This window comes from Actinoplanes sp. 13, assembly GCF_056134165.1.
In genome coordinates this window covers 81,158-98,177 of sequence record NZ_JBVYOQ010000031.1, presented here as the reverse complement: position 1 = coordinate 98,177, position 17,020 = coordinate 81,158, and the positions used below count along the sequence as shown (strand labels likewise).

At 70.8% G+C, this 17,020-nt stretch carries 18 protein-coding genes and 2 pseudogenes; 13 read left to right on the top strand and 7 right to left on the bottom strand.

Annotation, left to right across the window (positions count from 1 at the left end):
• Window positions 1-206 precede the first annotated feature (206 nt).
• From AC0NH5_RS36655 to AC0NH5_RS36630, 6 genes and pseudogenes are all read left to right on the top strand, one after another.
• On the top strand, window positions 207-797 hold the full coding sequence (locus AC0NH5_RS36655; protein WP_474411859.1) for a hypothetical protein: 591 nt from the start codon (window positions 207-209) through the stop codon (window positions 795-797).
• A 251-nt stretch (window positions 798-1,048) separates the two neighbouring features.
• Window positions 1,049-1,426, top strand: a pseudogene (locus AC0NH5_RS36650) (transposase); the annotation flags it as partial.
• Window positions 1,427-1,583: 157 nt separating this feature from the next.
• Entirely contained in the window at window positions 1,584-2,096 is a 513-nt protein-coding gene (locus tag AC0NH5_RS36645; protein WP_474411857.1) for a hypothetical protein, read from the top strand.
• 141 nt (window positions 2,097-2,237) lie between these two features.
• A pseudogene (locus tag AC0NH5_RS36640) lies at window positions 2,238-2,354 on the top strand (alpha/beta-hydrolase family protein); the annotation flags it as partial.
• Window positions 2,355-2,808: 454 nt separating this feature from the next.
• On the top strand, window positions 2,809-2,991 hold the full coding sequence (locus AC0NH5_RS36635) for a hypothetical protein (protein WP_474411863.1): 183 nt from the start codon (window positions 2,809-2,811) through the stop codon (window positions 2,989-2,991).
• Window positions 2,992-3,100: 109 nt separating this feature from the next.
• Window positions 3,101-3,661 (top strand): RICIN domain-containing protein, encoded by a 561-nt coding sequence (locus AC0NH5_RS36630; RefSeq protein ID WP_474411854.1) that lies wholly within the window; start codon window positions 3,101-3,103, stop codon window positions 3,659-3,661.
• On the opposite strand, the gene AC0NH5_RS36625 is transcribed toward AC0NH5_RS36630, so the two are convergent.
• The gene (locus tag AC0NH5_RS36625) at window positions 3,649-4,731 is read right to left on the bottom strand and encodes a GGDEF domain-containing protein (RefSeq protein WP_474411852.1); all 1,083 of its coding nucleotides are present in this window, start codon (window positions 4,729-4,731) and stop codon (window positions 3,649-3,651) included. The two genes, AC0NH5_RS36630 and AC0NH5_RS36625, sit on opposite strands and share 13 nt — an antisense overlap.
• A 55-nt stretch (window positions 4,732-4,786) precedes the next feature.
• Between AC0NH5_RS36625 and AC0NH5_RS36620 the strand changes: the two genes are divergently transcribed.
• Genes AC0NH5_RS36620 through AC0NH5_RS36610 form a run of 3 tightly spaced genes read left to right on the top strand, consistent with a single transcriptional unit; the run spans window position 4,787 to window position 8,058 of the window.
• The gene (locus AC0NH5_RS36620; protein WP_474411850.1) at window positions 4,787-5,182 is read left to right on the top strand and encodes a response regulator; all 396 of its coding nucleotides are present in this window, start codon (window positions 4,787-4,789) and stop codon (window positions 5,180-5,182) included.
• Entirely contained in the window at window positions 5,179-7,308 is a 2,130-nt protein-coding gene (locus tag AC0NH5_RS36615) for an ATP-binding protein (protein WP_474411848.1), read from the top strand. Before AC0NH5_RS36620 ends, AC0NH5_RS36615 begins: the two co-directional genes overlap by 4 nt.
• 9 nt (window positions 7,309-7,317) lie before the next feature.
• The gene (locus AC0NH5_RS36610; RefSeq protein ID WP_474411846.1) at window positions 7,318-8,058 is read left to right on the top strand and encodes a metallophosphoesterase family protein; all 741 of its coding nucleotides are present in this window, start codon (window positions 7,318-7,320) and stop codon (window positions 8,056-8,058) included.
• A 45-nt stretch (window positions 8,059-8,103) separates the two neighbouring features.
• Here AC0NH5_RS36610 and AC0NH5_RS36605 read toward each other — a convergent pair whose 3' ends face one another.
• Window positions 8,104-9,348, bottom strand: coding sequence for a PQQ-dependent sugar dehydrogenase (locus AC0NH5_RS36605; RefSeq protein ID WP_474411844.1), 1,245 nt, complete (start codon window positions 9,346-9,348; stop codon window positions 8,104-8,106).
• A gap of 339 nt (window positions 9,349-9,687) precedes the next feature.
• On the opposite strand from AC0NH5_RS36605, the gene AC0NH5_RS36600 reads away from it, so the two are divergent.
• On the top strand, window positions 9,688-10,392 hold the full coding sequence (locus AC0NH5_RS36600) for a VIT1/CCC1 transporter family protein (RefSeq protein ID WP_474411843.1): 705 nt from the start codon (window positions 9,688-9,690) through the stop codon (window positions 10,390-10,392).
• A gap of 8 nt (window positions 10,393-10,400) precedes the next feature.
• Here the strand turns inward: AC0NH5_RS36600 and AC0NH5_RS36595 are convergent, their stop codons facing one another.
• Entirely contained in the window at window positions 10,401-11,171 is a 771-nt protein-coding gene (locus AC0NH5_RS36595; RefSeq protein ID WP_474411841.1) for an alpha/beta fold hydrolase, read from the bottom strand.
• Between the two features lie 55 nt (window positions 11,172-11,226).
• On the opposite strand from AC0NH5_RS36595, the gene AC0NH5_RS36590 reads away from it, so the two are divergent.
• Entirely contained in the window at window positions 11,227-11,877 is a 651-nt protein-coding gene (locus tag AC0NH5_RS36590; protein ID WP_474411839.1) for a TetR/AcrR family transcriptional regulator, read from the top strand.
• A 77-nt stretch (window positions 11,878-11,954) separates the two neighbouring features.
• Here AC0NH5_RS36590 and AC0NH5_RS36585 read toward each other — a convergent pair whose 3' ends face one another.
• The 4 genes from AC0NH5_RS36585 to AC0NH5_RS36570 form a co-directional block, all read right to left on the bottom strand.
• Window positions 11,955-12,446 carry an LURP-one-related/scramblase family protein gene (locus AC0NH5_RS36585; protein ID WP_474411837.1) on the bottom strand — a complete coding sequence of 164 codons (492 nt, stop codon included), beginning with the start codon at window positions 12,444-12,446 and terminating at the stop codon, window positions 11,955-11,957.
• 173 nt (window positions 12,447-12,619) lie between these two features.
• Window positions 12,620-13,438 carry a DUF2382 domain-containing protein gene (locus AC0NH5_RS36580; RefSeq protein ID WP_474411835.1) on the bottom strand — a complete coding sequence of 273 codons (819 nt, stop codon included), beginning with the start codon at window positions 13,436-13,438 and terminating at the stop codon, window positions 12,620-12,622.
• Window positions 13,439-13,606: 168 nt separating this feature from the next.
• Window positions 13,607-14,479 carry an NAD(P)-dependent oxidoreductase gene (locus AC0NH5_RS36575; protein ID WP_474411833.1) on the bottom strand — a complete coding sequence of 291 codons (873 nt, stop codon included), beginning with the start codon at window positions 14,477-14,479 and terminating at the stop codon, window positions 13,607-13,609.
• On the bottom strand, window positions 14,476-15,333 hold the full coding sequence (locus tag AC0NH5_RS36570; RefSeq protein ID WP_474411831.1) for an NAD(P)-dependent oxidoreductase: 858 nt from the start codon (window positions 15,331-15,333) through the stop codon (window positions 14,476-14,478). Before AC0NH5_RS36570 ends, AC0NH5_RS36575 begins: the two co-directional genes overlap by 4 nt.
• A 135-nt stretch (window positions 15,334-15,468) precedes the next feature.
• On the opposite strand from AC0NH5_RS36570, the gene AC0NH5_RS36565 reads away from it, so the two are divergent.
• Together AC0NH5_RS36565 and AC0NH5_RS36560 are read left to right on the top strand one after the other, a co-directional pair.
• Window positions 15,469-15,828 (top strand): winged helix-turn-helix transcriptional regulator, encoded by a 360-nt coding sequence (locus AC0NH5_RS36565; RefSeq protein WP_474411829.1) that lies wholly within the window; start codon window positions 15,469-15,471, stop codon window positions 15,826-15,828.
• Window positions 15,829-15,975: 147 nt separating this feature from the next.
• Window positions 15,976-16,992, top strand: coding sequence for an LLM class flavin-dependent oxidoreductase (locus AC0NH5_RS36560; RefSeq protein ID WP_474411827.1), 1,017 nt, complete (start codon window positions 15,976-15,978; stop codon window positions 16,990-16,992).
• Window positions 16,993-17,020: the final 28 nt, after the last annotated feature.

The window sequence follows — 17,020 nt, the reverse complement described above, 5'->3', positions numbered from 1 at the left end:
GCGCTTCCTCATGTCATCGACAACGGCCCGACCAAAGATCAAGTCATGCCGATGCACCCGATTGAGTCAGGAGTTCTTGGGCGGGTGGGCTTTCCCGCATGCGAGGGATCCACCTCCCCCTCGGGAGGGATCGATCCCGGCACGTTCTCGACCACTGTGGAGGGCACAGAGGCCGCGGCACCGCGGCCGGATCGAGGAGACACATCATGCGTGGCAGAGTGGTTTGGGGCATGGCGGCGGCGGCCGCACTGGTCGTGGCGGCGGGGGCGCCGGCCGGGGCGACCGACCGCGGGCCGGCGCGGGTGACCGGCTCGGCCGAGTTCGTCCTGCCGTTCGGCGCAGACAACGACGTGCGCTCGTTCGCCTTCGACGCCCGGTCGGTGCCGTGGAGCCGGCCGCTGCCGATCGAGGGCGGGGAGAAGGGTTCGCCGGCGGATGCCACCGGCACGGTACGGGTCGTGCACCGGTCGCCCGAATTGAACATCACCGTGCGGTGGGAGGCGGCGGTCGACTGCCTGATGACCAGTCCCGGTCACGCGACCGTCACCGGCATCGTCACCCGCGCCGACGAGTACGCGAAGGATCTGCTCGGCAAGCGGGTCGGATTCAGCGTGCAGGACGGCGGCCGCGGCCGGGACCGGGTCGGGTTCACCTGGGACGCCAGCCTGGACCAGAACGAGGCCGGCGAGTGGGGCCCGTCCAGGATCGGCACCTGCCTCTCCACGGCGGCATTCGGCACGGTGGTCAAGGGCGACGTCACCGTCCGGCACGCGGAACTGACGGCACCGCCCGCGTGATCGTGCGATGACGCCGGGCACGGCGGCGAATCTCAGCCGGAGAGGATGAGGCGGCTTCCGTGCCCGGCCGTCACGCTCGGCGGCAGGCAGCCCTCCTTTCCGGCGAGTAGGCCCGGGTTATGGGACGGGTGCCCGCGAATGTCGCCGGTGATCTGGTCCGGGTCGCGTCGATGGAAGCCCGCCCGGCCGGGCTGACCACCCGGCAGCTGGTAACCGCGACCGAGCTGAGCGCCTACGCCACGATCACGGCTCTGCCCCGGCGGCGGCGCTATCCGTCGGACACCACCGACGCCGAGTGGAAGCTCCTCGAACCGCTGCTCCCGGCGCCGGCCAGCACGACCCCATCGGGTGGCCATCCGGAGGCGCACCCGCGCGGCGAGATCGTGGACGCGATCCGCTACCTGGTCGACAACGGCTGCAAGTGGCGAGCCCTGCCCTCGGACTTTCCGCCCTGAAAGACGGTCTACGGGTTCTTCGCCCGCTGGGCCGAAGCGGGCGTACTCGAGTACCTCCGCGACCAGCTGCGCCGCCGCATCCGCCTCGACGCCGGCCGGTGCCCGTGGCCGGTCACCGCCATCATGGACTCCCGGAGCGTGAAGGCCGCCGAGACCGTCAGCCGCGACACCCGGCTGCCCTACCCAAGCTCATCGCCGCCTGATCAGCTCGCCACCCGAGACGCGCGGATCGCGGCAGAACAGGATGGTCAGGTAAGGCAAGTTGGAACCGGTACCGCCTGGGGTCCGTCACAGGACCATGAGTCGTCTCCTGGTTGCCGGGTTGAGTCTGGTGCTGCTGCTGCTTGCTGCCTGTTCCGATGACCGCATGGGTCAGCCCGAGGTCCGCCAGCACGTACCCGCTGTAGGCGAACGTGACGACACGTCCTCGTCGCGGGGGTCGGTCGCGGAATACTTCTCCCCTCCGGTGCGCTATCCGGGCCCGACGTGGACCAAGGGAGGCCGTCCGGTCGACGGACGGGAGTTGAACAGCATCGCTGGTCCGGACCACTGCGATTGGCAGAGCGCGGTGGTCATGCACCTCCGGTGGCCGCTGGGCACCGTCTCTTCGTCGAGCGCCGCGATCCGCCAGTTCATCCGTGACCCGGACGGCGTCATTGGTTATGGGACTCGCGACAAGTTGGCTATCGCCGTCGACCTGCCGGATGGCGCCCGGGACACCGGATACCGCCACGGCGAACTAGAGCTTTGGCTGTCGTCGTCGGATCCAGACGCGGTATACCTGCGGGCGGGAGACAACGTCGAGCGTTGGCCGAGAGCCGATCCGGTCGTCGCCTGCAGCTAGATCCGCGCACCGGGTCTCGGAGGGGTCACCTCCGCGATGCCGTTCGGATCGGCATCACTGTGAGGGTGATACGAACGGCGAGGGGCCTCGGCAGCCCAATGTTGGCGCTAGCTGCGGAAACAGGTTGCGAGACAGCCATTGATGGTGAGCCGCCCGGACTGGCTGACCGAACCGCGCGGCGCCGACGTGCTGCCCGCGGTGCGGTGGTACCCGTTCGTGACGTTCTGGCAGGTCTCGGCGGATATGGCGTTCGCCAAAACGTGCCCGCCGGCCACGGCCACACCTTCGGCGCCGCGCCCACCGCCGCGTGGGCGCGGATCGCGCCACCACAGGGATGGGACGCCGGGCGCACCGCCACGCTCACCCGTACCGGCCGCTGACACCTCCCGGGGCCCCGCCGCTATCGGGTCCACAACGAGGCCGGCGTCGACCGGGACGGAAGCCGTAATGCTCGAGCATCGCCGTCGCCTCGGGGAAGTTCGCTGCGATCGCGTCGGGTGTGTGCGCGTCGCTCCCGGAACTGACGGCGGTGCCACCCTCCTCGGCCCACCACTGGGGCAGCCACGACCACAGGCGTCGCGTGTTCATCTCGAGAGCGCGCCCGCCGGCGGCGATCGCCCGCAGCGCGTTGCGGAACCCCTCCTCGAAGAGACGCGGATCGAACGGCCCGGCATCGCCGGCCGGCCACACGCGTACCGCGTAGTCGATATGGGTGAAGATCTCGTTCGTCGAGGAGATCCTGCTGATGCGCCATCAGATCCTCGGGGGCGGCGCGCCACGTGCCGGGAATGTCGAGGTGCTCGGTGAAGAACCGGTGGCGTGGATGCCCGAACATGCCCGTTCTGCATGGCCCAACATCGACATGCGGCGATGCCGGCGAGGGTGCGTACGGTGAAATCCGATTGGTCCTTGACCTGCGCCCCGACGGCCTGGCGACTTGGCGGTCGATCGGATCGCGGCGCGTCCGGGGTGCAGGCGTCTCGACGGGGGAAGGTGTGCCGAGCATGTGGAAACGAGCGACAACCGCCATGCTGCTGCTGGTCGCGATGGGAGCCGCGCTGCCGGCGAGCCCCGCTGCCGCGCGGGTGGGATCGGCGGTGGCCGGCCGAGGAGAGGCCGTGCCGGAGGGCGCGGTCCGGTCCCTGGCGACGTCCTTCCGGCTCAGGAACTACAAGTCCAAGCTCTACCTGCAGAACTCGGGCAGCATCAGCAACGGCGTCGACGTCTCGCAGCACCCGCGCAACACCAACGGCTACCAGGAATGGCAGGAGGTCGTCGACGGCCAGTACCGCAGTTTCATGCACGTCAAGTCGGGCTTGAACCTGGGTATCAACCGCGGCAACACACTGCCCGGCGCGAAGGCCATCCTGGCGAACGGCAGTGGCGCCTTCAACCAGGACTGGCTGATGGTCACCAGGACGGCCAACATCTTCGAGCTGAGGAACCGTGCCAGCGGGCTCTGTCTGGGCATCTATGACGCGAGCACGGCGGCCGGCGCGGTCGCCGCCCAGTTCGGCTGTGACGGTGGCGCGAACCAGGGCTGGCAGATCATCTACGTGGTGTGAGCCCCGGTGGCCGATTTTCGCTGCTTGGCCGCGTACATCGCCTCGTCGGCGGTGGCCAGAAGGTTCCGTCCGTCCATCGCCATGCCGCTGGCCACGCCGACGCTGCCGCGGACGGGGGCGCCGCCGGCCGCGCGCAGTTCACCCAGTCGCTGTTCCAACCGATCGGCGACGGTACGGGCGGTCGCCAGGTCGGTGCGCGGGAGCAGCATCACGAACTCGTCACCGGCCAGGCGGCACGGCACGTCGGCGTGCCCGGGGCGCACCAGGCCGCGCAGCACCGTACCGACCTGGACCAGGACGTCGTCACCGGCGGCGTGGCCGAACCGGTCGTTGATCTGCTTGAAGCCGTCCAGATCGAGGAAGATCACGGCAACCGGCTCCGGCCCGGCGCAGTGCTCCCGCAGCGCGGCGGTGAAGAAGGCCCGGTTGGGCAGGCCGGTGAGCGAGTCGTTGTGGGCCAGTTCCAGCAGGCGGCTCTGCAGGCGGTGCATCCGCTGGGTACGCCAGGCCAGCACCTCGCCGACGGTGAGGTAGATCGGCAGTGCATAGCTGATCGAGGCCAGGTCCGCCGGCGACTTGCCGTCGGCCCACAACGGGCCGAGATACGCGATCAGCAGGAACGGCAGCATCCGCAGGCTCGTGCCGCGCGGCTCGCACAGGCCGAGCCAGATGAACACCAGGAAGAAGAACATGCCGTACCGGAAGGCGTCCTGACCGGCTGCCAGGTTGTGCACGGCGATCAGCGCCATGGCGCCGGGGGCGATCGCCAGCCGCAGCAGCCCGGGGATCCGCTGCCAGGGCAGCACCATCGCCACCAGCCCCCAGACGAGGGCGGCCACCGCCACGAACGACACGAAGCCGGTCCGGAAACCGGCCGGGGTCGGCAGCAGGATGGTGACGAAGGTGTAGAGACCGGCCAGCGTGAACAGCATGCCCATGGTGAAGCCGCTGACGACGGCGGTGTTCTCGGCGCGGGCGCTGGCGAGCACGCGCCGGGCGTACCTTCGGATCACGTCGTTGTCATCGGCGCCTGCCGGCGCCGGCTGAGTGTTCAGCGGGTTGCTGCTCACCGATTCGGCGGTGTGGTCGATAGGACTGGGGTAACCGACTTTCGCCGGAGGCACGGTGGCCCGCGTTCTGGTGGTCGACGATGAACTGGATGTGCGTGAGCTGACTGCACGATGGCTGCGTGCCGACGGTCACGACGTTGTGGTGGCGGACTGCGCCGATGCGGCGCTCGACGTCGTCGGCGCCGAGGGTCTGCCCGATCTGGCGGTGGTCGACGTCGACCTGCCGGGCATGAACGGCCTGGACCTCGTGGCCCGGCTGCGCCGGTCCGGCCCGGTGCTGCCGGTGATCTTCCTGACCGTGCTGTGGTCCGCCGCCGACATCGGCCGGATGACGGCGGCGCCCGGCGAGTACCTGCCGAAGCCGTGCAACGCTGAAACGCTGCGGCGGACGGTACGGCGGCTGCTACCGGCCGGGTACGGCGTCTCGGGAGCACCGGGGGCGACTTCGTGACAGCTACGCGGGCGGCCCTGGCGCGGACGGCGGCGTTCGCCGCTCTGTACCTCGCCGCCACGATCGCCGGCCGTCTGACGATCATGGATGAGGTCAGCCTGAGCCTGGTCTGGCCGGCCGCGGGTGTGGCGGTCATCTGGTTCGGCGCGCAATGGCGCTGCCGTACCCGGTGGGTGGACGTCGCCGCGTTGTCGGCGATCACCTGGTCGGTGAACACGGCGACCGGGGCGAGTGGCGGCCTGGCGACTGCGTTCGTGGTGGCGAACCTGGTGCAGGCCGGGGTCTTCCTGCACCTGATGCGACGATGGCGGCCTCACCTGTGGGGCGCCGGCGGCAGTGAGCCGATGCGTGGCCCTCGTGATCTGTGGGCCCTGTTGAGCGCCGCTTTCGCGGCCACCGCCTCCGGCGCCGTCATCGGGCCGTCCGCGGTGTGGCTGTTCACCGGTCACTACTCGGCTGCGGCAACGGCCGTGTGGCTGGTCCGCAACACCGCCAGCATGCTGCTCATCGGCGCTGTGGGCCTGTGCGTCGGTCATGCCGTCGCCGTCTTCCGCGGTGAGAACGGATCACTGCACAGCTGGCTGAGACACCTTCGGATCCGACTGCGGGGTACGACCGGACTACGGCTGGCCGAGTACGCCGGTCTGGCGATCTGTTCCACCGCCGCCTACCTGGCGGGTTTCGCCTACAGCCGCGGTGTGCCGATCGCCTTCGCGCTCATCGCGTTGACCGTGTGGGCCGCCACCCGGCTCGCGACACCGTTCGTCGTCCTGCACGACCTCGCCGTCGGCGTCATCGTGGTGCTGTTCACCCTCGGCGGCACCGGTCCGTTCGCGGCGATCGCGCCGGAGCCTCTGCGCGCCTTCATCGCCCAGCTGTTCGTGGTCGTCGTCGCCGTCGTCGGGCTCGCCCTCGCGCTCGGACGTGACGAGCGTCAGGCGCTGCTCACCGCCCTGAACGCCGAGAAAGCCGCCCTGGCCGCGGCCCATCAGGAGTCCTCGCAGCGCGCCGAACTCATGCACGCCATCATCGACTCGATGGCCGACGGCCTGTCCGTCGTCGATGCCACCGGTCACGTCGTGTTGCGGAACCCGGCCGCGGCCGGGCTGCTCGGCGGCCGGCTCAGCCCGGACGACATCGTCAGCGACACCGGCCACTACGGCGTCTTCCACCTCGACGGCACGCCGATCGCACCGCACGACTCGCCGTACGCGCGTGCTCTGCGCGGCGAACACGTCGACATGGACGTGCTGATCCGTCACCCCGACACCACCGAGTCACGGATCGTGCACGTCAAAGCCACCACCCTCGACGACGACGACAACGACGAGCGCAGCGTGGTGCTGCTCTACACCGACGTCACCGCCGAACGCCGCCACCGCGACGAGCTCGCCGGCTTCGCCGGTGTCGTCGCCCACGACCTGCTCAACCCGCTGACCACCGTCGAGGGCTGGACCGACGCGACCCTCGAGACCCTGGCCGAGGCCCCCACCCACCCCGCCGTCACGGAGGCACGCGACAACCTGGGCCGGGTCGGCCGTGCCGCCAGCCGGATGCGACTCCTGATCAACGATCTGCTGGCCTACACGACCGCCCGCGACGCCGGCATGGCGCCCGTCGACGTCGACCTCCACCGTCTGATGCTGGAGATCAGCGGTGCCCGCGTCGACGCCGCGCTCGCCGCCGGCTCCCCGGTCCCCCGGTTTCGCGTCGAGGCGCTGCCGCACGTGCGGGCCGATCTGGTTCTGACCCGGCAACTCGTCGACAACCTCATCGCCAACGCCGTCAAATACACCGCCCCCGGTGTCACCCCGCATCTGGAGATCACCTCCCGGGTCACCGGAGACACGACGGAGATCACGATCGCGGACAACGGCATCGGCATTCCCGCCGGCCAGCATGACTCGATCTTCAACAACTTCCATCGCGCCCACCGCCACGCCGGTTACGCCGGCACCGGCCTGGGCCTGGCCATCTGCAAACGCATCGTCGAACGCCACGGCGGCACCATCATCGCCACCGACAATCCCGGCGGGGGCAGCCGGTTCACCTTCACGCTGCCCACCGCACCGGCGGAAGCCGGCAGCCGGGTCCGGGTGACCGGGTCACCGGGCTCGGTGCGCTAGCCTGCCGCCATGCGCATCGCCGTGATCTCCGATCTGCACGGTAATCTCCTGGCCCTGGAGGCGGTGCTCGCCGACATCGAGGCCCGCGGCGCCGACCAGGTGGTCAACCTCGGCGATCTGCTCTCCGGCGGCCTGGCCCCCGCGGCGACCGCCGACCGGCTGATGGAACTCGACCAGCTCACCGTGCGCGGCAACCACGAACGGCAGCTGCTCGAGAAACCGTACGAGCGCATGTCCATGTCCGACCGGCTGGCGCACGACCAGCTCACCGGGGCCCACCGCGCCTGGCTCGCCGCGCTGCCGGTGACTGCGGAGATCGCGCCCGGTGTGCTGGCCTTCCACGGCAGCCCCTCCGACGACCTCGAATACCTGCTCGAAACAGTCGAGCCGGACGGCGTCAGGCCGGCCACCGAGGAGGAGATCACGGCCAGACTCGGGGAGTACGCGACCTGGCCGCTCCTGCTGTGCGGCCATACCCACCTCCAGCGCCAGGCGCGGCTCCGGACGGGCACGCTCATCGTCAACCCGGGCAGCGCGGGCTGGCCCGCCTACGACGATGACGAGCCGTACCCGCACGTCATGGAGTCGGGCAGCCCGCATGCGCGCTACGCGATCGTGGACGACGCGAACGGACGCTGGGAGGCCGAGCTCCTCGCCGTGCGGTACGACTGGGAGGCCGCGGCCAGGCTGGCCGAGAGCAACGGGCGCCGGGACGTCGCCGGGCAACTACGCACCGGGCTGGCCCGATAACTCATCGCGACGAGCAGCACCTCGGGGCGGTGATCGCGGCCGGGTTCAGCGGTTCGTCGTCGCGGGGCTGGAGGCCGGCGGGACCCGCTCGAAGCGGACCTTGTTCAGCCAGCCCGGGAGGTCGCTGAGCACGTACAGCTCGCCGTGCACGTCGGTGCCGATCGCGGTGGGCTGGGTCGGGAAGTAGCCGATCTCGGCGGACTCGTAGCCGCCGCCGGGCTTGGGGCGGACGGCGTACACGCGGGTCGAGCAGTAGTCGCTCGCGACGTAGGTCCCCCACGCCTCAGGGGTCACGGATCCGCGGTACACCGGACCGCCGATCACCGAGCAGCCGTCGGTCATGAAGTGTTCGTACTCGAAGACCGGGTCGGTGTACCGCACGCCCGCCCGGCACTGCTGCGGGTCGAACACCGGGGTGCCCTCCCGGCACGACCAGCCGAGGTTCGCCCCGCCCTGCCACGGCCGGATGTGGTTGATCTCCTCGACCAGGCCCTGGCCGACGTCACCGATCCACAGTGAACCGTCGACCGGGTCCACGGAGAACTTCCACGGGTTGCGCAGTCCGTAGAGCCAGATCTCCGGCCGCGCGCCGGGCGTACGCACGAACGGGTTGGTCGAAGGCACGCAGTAGGCCTTCGTGCCGCACGCGCGGTTGACGTCGATCCGCAGGATCTTGCCGAGCAGGGTGCCGAGGTTCTGGCCGGCCTTGAACGGGTCGCCGCTGTGACCGCCGTCGCCGAGGGACCAGTAGAGGTAGCCGTCGCGGCCGAACGCCACCTGGCCGCCGTTGTGGTTGCCGTACTCGGCGTGCTCCTGGGTGAGCAGCACCTGCAGCCGCTCCGGAGCGTTCAGCGGAACCCGCGCCAGGGTCAGCGCGCCGGCCGGCAGGCTCGTGTAGGCCACATAGAGGATCCCGGTCCGCGCGAAGTTCGGCGCGGGCGTGATGCCGAGCAGGCCGCGCTCGTTGTCCGACGTGTCGATGCGGGCGGACAGGTCGAGCACCGGGTCGGCCGCCAGCCCGGTGCCGGGGTGGTAGGCGCGGACGGTGCCGTTCTTCTCCGCGATCAGCATCCGGCCGTCCGGCAGCCCGGTGATCGCGATCGGGCGCTGCAGACCGGTGGCCACCTGTTCGCTCACCACGGTCAGCTCGGTGAGCGGCACCGCGCGGGGGCGGGAGGCGCCGGCCGCTGCGGTGTCCGCCCCCGGCACCGAGGCCACCAGGAGCGCGGACAGGATCAGAACGAGCAGACCGGCCAGCATGGTGGCCGGCCGCCGACGCCGTCGCGACATGTCTCAGCTCCTCGGGTAGAAGGGCGGACAGGATTCGGGAGCGCTCCCACCATACATCGACCGATGGTGATGTCTACCCCTGCGGCTGCGCCGGAGTGCTCTCGATGTGCCCCCTCAACGACCTTTTCGGTACGCCTCATGGTGCGCCTCCTCAGGGGATCCGCCGCCGCAACCGCTTGTCGTCGCGATGGCGGCCGCCGGCCTCTCCCCCACACGACACCGGTCCGGGCCGGTCGAACAGGGCGGAAGGTCCTCCGTTTCCGGGTGGTCCTCCACCCCCTACCGCCATCGGCGTTGCAGGGGCACGATATGGATCATGCGAAGGAGGCCGGAACGGCCGTGACTCATATCGGCGAACCACACACCACCGAGCTGTCGGGACGGCTCAACTGGCTGCGCGCCGGGGTGCTCGGCGCCAACGACGGCATCATCTCGACCGCCGGCCTCGTCATCGGCGTGTCCGGGGCGACCTCGGCCGCCGGCCCGATCGCCACCGCCGGCGTCGCCGGCCTGGTGGCCGGCGCGATCTCCATGGCCCTGGGCGAGTACGTCTCGGTCAGCAGCCAGCGCGACAGCGAACGGGCCCTGCTCGGCAAGGAACGCACCGAGCTCGCCGAGTTCCCCGACCAGGAACTCGACGAACTCGCGGCGTTGTACACGGCCAAGGGCCTCAGCCCGCAGACCGCACGTCAGGTGGCGGAGGAACTGACCGCCAACGACGCGTTCGCCGCCCACGCCGACGCCGAACTCCACATCGACCCCGACGCCCTGACCAACCCGTGGCATGCCGCCGGCGCCTCGGCGGTCGCCTTCACCATCGGATCCCTGCTCCCGCTGGTCGCCGTCCTGACCCCGCCGGCGAACGTGCGGGTAGCCGTCACGTTCGCGGTGGTCGTCGTCGCCCTCGCCGTCACCGGCGCGGTCAGCGCGAAGCTGGGATCGGCGCCCGTCGGGCGTGCCGTCGCCCGGCTGGTCGGCGGCGGTGCCGTCGCCATGGCGGTCACGTTCGGCATCGGCCAGCTCGTCGGCGCAACCGTCGGATGACGCCTGCTTCACACCGCGCTCTCCCGGTTCTGCAGGAAGTCGGCGATCACCTCGGGGTTCTCCAGATAGATCTCGTGCGTGCCGGCGCCCTTCACGGTCAGCGGGGCTCGCCCGGTCAGCTCGGCGAGACGGTCACCGATGGCCTGGTGCAGCGGGTCGGGCGCCTCGCTGAGCGCGATGACGACGCGGCCGGCCGGTAGCTCGCCGGGGCCGAACGTGCGGGCGGTGATGAGCGGGCCGTCGTCACGCAGCACCGCCTCGGCGTTCGCCTCGGCCTGCTTGACGATCGGCGAGTCCAGGTCGGCGCGGCCCTGCGACAGGGTGTGCAGCAGCACGTGATAGGCCCCGCGCCAGTCTCCGGGGTGGTCCTTCAGGTGCCGCTCGTACGGCTCGTGCAACGCCGTGCGCAACCTGTCGGCGTCCGGCAGCATGCGGACGGCCGGCGGCTCCCAGGCGATGACCTCGGTGACCACGCCGGGGTGGCGGGCGGCCAGGGCCAGGGCGACGACGCCGCCGGAGCTGAACCCCAGCACCGTGGCCGGCACCGCGTCCAGCTCGCGCAGCAGCGCGGCGGCGTCGTCGGCGTGCTGGTCGGCACCGGAGCCCGGCCAGTCCGCACGCGTGCTGCCGCCCGTGCCCCTGCGGTCGTACCAGATCACCCGGCGGCCGCGTGCCGCGATGGCCCGGGCCTGACCGGTGATCATGGTGGCGTCCTCGGCGCCGCCGTGGATGAGCAGGACAGGCGGGCCGGTGCCCGCGGTCCGAAAGGCGAGACGCATCGTGATCTCCTTTAGCTGCACTCGGGGTGAATCGAATACAAGCTAGAGTATGCGAATGACTGCACCGCGGACAGGCCGCCGTCGCTATGACGCCAGAAGCCGACAGTTGCAGGCCCGGCAGACCCGGGACCGGATCCTGGAGATCGCGCGGCGGCTCTTCGTCGAGCAGGGATACGCCGCCACGTCGGTCCAGCAGATCGCCGCGGAGGCAGGCGTGTCCGGCCGGACGGTCTTCGCCGGTTTCACCTCGAAGATCAACCTGTTGAGGCAGGCCGTGGACACCGCGATCGTCGGTGACAGCGACGACGTCCCGCTCGCCATGCGCGAGTCGATGCAACGGGTCCACCAGGCCACCACCGCGGCCGAGGCCTTCGAGCGGCTCGCCGACACCTATGCCGAGGTCGTGCAGCGCGCCTATGGGATCTACACGGTCGTGCACCGCGCCGCGGACGCGGATCCGGAGATCGCGGAACTCGAACGCCTCCTGGAGGCGCAACGCCTCACCGGCGCCGGGCACCTGGCCGGCACGCTGGCCGGCCGCCTCGGCGTCACCGACCCGGACGCGATCGCCTACATGCGGGACGTCCTGTGGACGCTCGGGTCCCCGCTGCAGTACGGACTGCTGGTCCACGGCCGGGGCTGGACGGTCGAGCAGTACCGGGACTGGGCGGCCCGCGCCCTCGCCGCCCTGGTGCCGCCCTCCTGAACCGGTCGCCGCAGAAGAGGGCGGGAGCGCTGAGGCCCCGTGCGGAAGCCGGCGGGCCGCCGACGGGGCCTTCGGCCTCAGTCGTTCTTCTTCTCGTCGCGTTCCAGCGCCAGGTCCAGGGCCAGCACACTGCCGATGATCAGCAGTGGGTCGACGCCGGCGGTGACCCGGACGGCGTACGTGTCACGGACCGACAACCAGCGTTTCGAGACCGCCGCGACCTCCGTGCCGTCCCGCTCGATCACGTACTCGTGGTTCAGCAGGTCGCCCTTCATCTCCAGATCGTCCGGGCCGGGCACGTCGATGGTGAACTTGTCCCGGAACGGCGTGAACAGGTTCTTGCGGACCTCGGCCGCCTTCTCCCCGCCGATCCGGATCTCATAGGTCGGGCGCATCGCCACCAGGTGCCGGTGCACGGTGGCGGCCTCCGCACCGGACGGGTCCTCGATGACGACCTTGTTGCGGACACTGAGCACCTTGCCGTCCACCCGGTAGACCTTCGTGCCGTGCTCGTCGAGCACGTCGAAATCGTCACCGACGGCGAAGATCCGTTCTTTGATCACATACATACCGCGATTGTCGGCCACCGCCCGCCGGACCGCAGTGCGGCCGCCACCACCCGGCGGGCCCGCTGCCCCCGCCGCTGCGGAGTTCGGGCCCCGCCAGGACCGGTCACGGTCGGGCACGTCACGGATGACCGCGGTGGCGTACCGGAACGGACCGGCCGGGCGGCACGCCGGTGTCAGCCGATGGTGCGCCGCCCCTTGTCGGGCAGGTCGGCCTCGATGCGTTCCTTGCGGACCTCCGCGCCGACGGTCTGCTGCTCGGTCACGGACTCCTTGCCCAGACGCACCCGTTCCACCGGAACGGTCTCGGTCGTCACGACGGCACGCTCGGCGTGCAGCGTGACCTCGTGCTCAGACTCGGTGATGGCCGGCCCGGCATAGGCGGCGTCGCGGTTGGCGGCGGTGATCGGCTCGCGTTCCAGGCGTACCTCCTCGTGGGTGACCGGAACAGTGACCTGCTGGTGCTCGGTCACCACGTACTTGCGCAGCCGGGCCCGGCCGACCTGTTCGTTCGCCTTGCCGACGGTCAGCCGCTCCTCCGAGCGCGTCATCGCGTCGTCATGGGCGGCCGCACGCGAGCCGGTGGTGGCCGCGCCGGCACCGGCGGTACCTGCTGCGGCGGCCGCGGTACCACCCGCGGTTCCACCGGAAGTCCGGTGGCCGGTGCGGTAGCTCTCGTCCCAGCTCATGCCGTAGTGCTGATAGAGCAGGGCGACCTCGTCGGTGGTCAGCGGCTCGTCGTGCGAGGCATCGATGTTGGGCGCCTCCTTGATCTCGTCCTTCTCGAACGGCACCACGACCCGGTCGCCCTGCAGCGTCGCGTCGTCGAGCGGGAGCAGGGACTCGTTCATGCCGAACAGCCCGGTTCGCACCGACGCCCACGTCGGCCGGCCGACACCGTCGCTCCACACCGCTCCGATGCTCCCGACCTTGTCGCCGTCACGGTCGAGGACCTCACGGCCGTAGAGAGAATTGATCTGCTCCTGCGCGATCATGGGATGGCTCCTTCCGGTTGGCTACGACAAGAGCCATACCCGTTACGATCGCCTTCACGCACTAATCTGCGCAGCTCAGAGACTGTTTGATTGTCAGCGAAATGCCTTTCCGGTCGCATTCCGGATGCTACAGTGCAGCCCTTCCAAACTATTTATTCAAATACGCGCTCACGCCTTGATCACCTCGTAGAGGGCGGTCCAGCCGTGGGTGCCGTGGCCGGCGGCGATCGCCCGGTCGTAATGCGATTTGACGGCTGCCGGCAGCGCCGGGTCGATGCCGGCCTTGTCGCTGGTGCGCAGGATGTGCTCGGCGGTGGCACCCATCATCAGGGCGGTGCTGAGATCGCCCGGGTGTTTCCCGGCGGTGATCTCGGCGGCCAGCTCGGCGCCGCTGCCGACCATGGCCGGGACGTCGGCCAGCAACGCCATGGCGCCGGGCAGGAAGTCGGCCGCCGGGACGCCGGCCGCGGTCACCATGGCGGTGGAGTGCAGCAGGCCGGACAGCACGGTCAGGAAGACGTTGAGATTGGCCTGGTAGAACAACTGGGCCAGGCCGGGATCGGCGCCGAGGTACCGCGGGTCGCCGATCAGCCGCAGCGCCGGTTCGCGGGCGGCGAAGACCTCGCCGGGGCCGCTGTAATAGACGTACGCGCCGGGGCCGCCGACCGCCGGGGCCGGCACCATGACGCCGCCGGTGACGAAGCGCGCGCCACGGCCGGTCGCCCATTCCGCCGCCTCGCGGGACGCGTCGGGCGTGTCGGAGCTGAGGTTGACGAGGTCCCGGCCGGTCAGGAAGTCCGGGTCCGCGCCCAGGATCTGGTACATCGCCGCATAGTCGGTGAGGCTGAGCACGGTCAGCGGGCTTGCGGTCACCGCCTCCGCCGCGGTGGCGGCCACGGTGGCGCCGGCGTCGATCAGGTCGCCGGCCCGGCCGGGCGTCCGGTTCCAGACGGTGACCGGGTGGCCGCCGCGCAGCAGGGCGCCGGCCATGGCGCGGCCCATCGGGCCGAGACCGATCACGGTGACAGGTTCGTGGCTCATCGGGTGGTCCTCAGCTCTTCGAAGATGCGGGCGGTGTCGAGGTCGCCGTGACCGGCGGCGATCTGCCGGCGGACCAGGTCGTACACGGGCTGGAGAAGGCCGGTGGAAACGCCCTGGCCGGCGGTGGCGCGCAGCAGTGCGGCCAGGGCCGCCGCGGTGAACCGCAGGCTCTGGCCCTCGCCGGCGTAGTCCCCCGCGTCGACCGCCGCCGCGTACCCGGCGAAGCCGCCGGTCATGGCGGCCAGGAACGGCGCCTGCCGCCGGGCGAACTCGGCCGCCGGGACGCCCTCGGCGGCGAGCATCGCCGCGCCGTGCAGGAAACCGGCGACCATCGTGTACATGCCGGTGAGCATCGCCATGTCGTACACCGCGGCGAGGCCGGGGTCGGCGCCGAAGAAGGTGCTCTCGCCCCACCGGTCGAGCAGCTCGCGGTGCTCGGCGAAGACGGCCTCCGAGCCGCTGTAGAAGATCGCCGACCCGCCGGAGCCGATCATGCCGGGTACGGCCAGGATCGCGCCGTCGACATAGGCGATGCCGTGACCGGCGGCCCAGGCGGCGAGCTCCCGCGACTCGGCGGGCGTCGTCGTGGTCAGGTTGATCACGGCGCGGCCGGTCAGGGCGGCGGCGACCGGGTCGAGGACGTCGTGGACCGAGCGGTGGTCGAACAGGCAGACGACGACCGGCCCGTCGCCGGCGACGGCCTTCTCGACGGTCTCGGCGACGACCGCGCCCCGATCGGCGAACGGCCGTGCGCGCCGCGGGTCACGGTTCCACACGACCGCGGGAAGGCCGGCGTCCAGGATTGACGCGGCCAGGGCTGTGCCCATCGCGCCCAGACCCAGGAATGTGGTCATGGAGTGGTGGTCCTTGTCTGACTAGGAGGAACGGATGAGCGGCGCGCCGGTCACCAGGGTTTCCCAGTACAGTCGGGCCAGCAAGTACCCACCATTTAGTTCGGTACTCACCTCGGGGTAAGTATGGAGGGTGTGATGACAGTCGGCGCGAGGCGTGGGCCGTACATCTGCGGCATCGACGCCGGGATGGACGTGGTGACCGGCAAATGGAAGTCGCTGATCCTCTGGGAGCTCGACAACTACGGCGTGCGGCGCTTCGGTGAGCTGCGGCGTGGCCTGCCCGGGGTGAGCGAGAAGATGCTCGTCCAGCACCTGCGCGAGATGGAGGAGGACGGGCTGATCCACCGGGAGATCTACCGCGAGGTGCCGCCCCGGGTGGAGTACTCGCTGACCCCGGACGGCACCTCCCTCAACGAGGCCCTCCGGGCACTCGGCGCGTGGGGTCAGCGGCGGGTCGAGCGCCTGGCCGCCGAGGGCAGCCTGGTCGAGGCTTGACCACCGGCCGCCCGCGCGGGGATCACGACTCGGGCCACGCCGCCGAAGGCGTCGACGTCCAGCGGTGTGCCGACCGGTCGTCCGGATCCGGCTGTGTCGAACCGCACCCCCGGGAACGATCACGGCCGGCGGCGTGTTGCGCCGCTTATGACCAGCACCTCCACAGCCGGCCTCCGCCTCTCGATCCTGGATCTCGCGCCCATCGCCCCCGGCGAGACCGTCGCGCAGGCCTTCGCGAACTCCGTCGCCCTGGCGCGGGCCGCCGAGAGGTACGGCTACGAGCGCGTCTGGTACGCCGAGCACCACAACATGGCCCGGATCGCATCCAGCGCGACCAGCCTGCTGATCGGGCACGTCGCCGGCCACACCTCGACGATCCGCCTCGGCGCGGGCGGCATCATGCTGCCCAACCATTCGCCGCTGGTGATCGCCGAACAGTTCGGCACCCTGGCCTCGCTGCACCCGGGCCGGATCGACCTGGGCCTCGGCCGCGCGCCCGGAAGCGACCAGGCCACCATGCGGGCGATGCGCCGCGATCCGATGTCGGCGGAGACCTTCCCGCAGGACGTCCTGGAGTTGCAGGGCTACCTCAGCGGCGAATCACGGATCGAGGGCGTCCGGGCGACGCCCGGCGCGGGAACGAACGTGCCGTTGTACATCCTCGGCTCGTCGATGTTCGGGGCCCGGCTGGCTGCCGCGTACGGCCTGCCGTACGCGTTCGCTTCGCACTTCTCGCCCGGCCTGCTGCGGGAGGCCGTCGCGCTCTATCGCGCCGAGTTCACCCCGTCGGCCCAGCTGGCGTCGCCGTACGTGATCGCCGGCGTGAACGTGGTGGCCGCCGCGTCGTCCGAGGCCGCGCGGCACCGCTTCGAGACCGCCCGGCGCACCCTCGTACGCGGCCTGCTCCAGCGTTCCACCGGCCCGGCCGACCACACCGACGAGGAGATCGACGCCTTCCTGACGACGCCGAACGGCCGGCAGCTCGCCTCGATGCTGACGTACACGGCGGTGGGCACCCCGGACGAGGTGGGCTCGTACCTCACCGCGTTCGCCGAGCAGGCGCAGGCCGACGAGCTGATCGTCGTCCACCAGCCGGCGCGGATCGCCGACCGCCTGGAATCGGTGGCGCTGACGGCCGAGGCGGTGCTGGGCGTGACGGCCTAGTGCCAGGTCGTGCCGGGTGCGATCCATT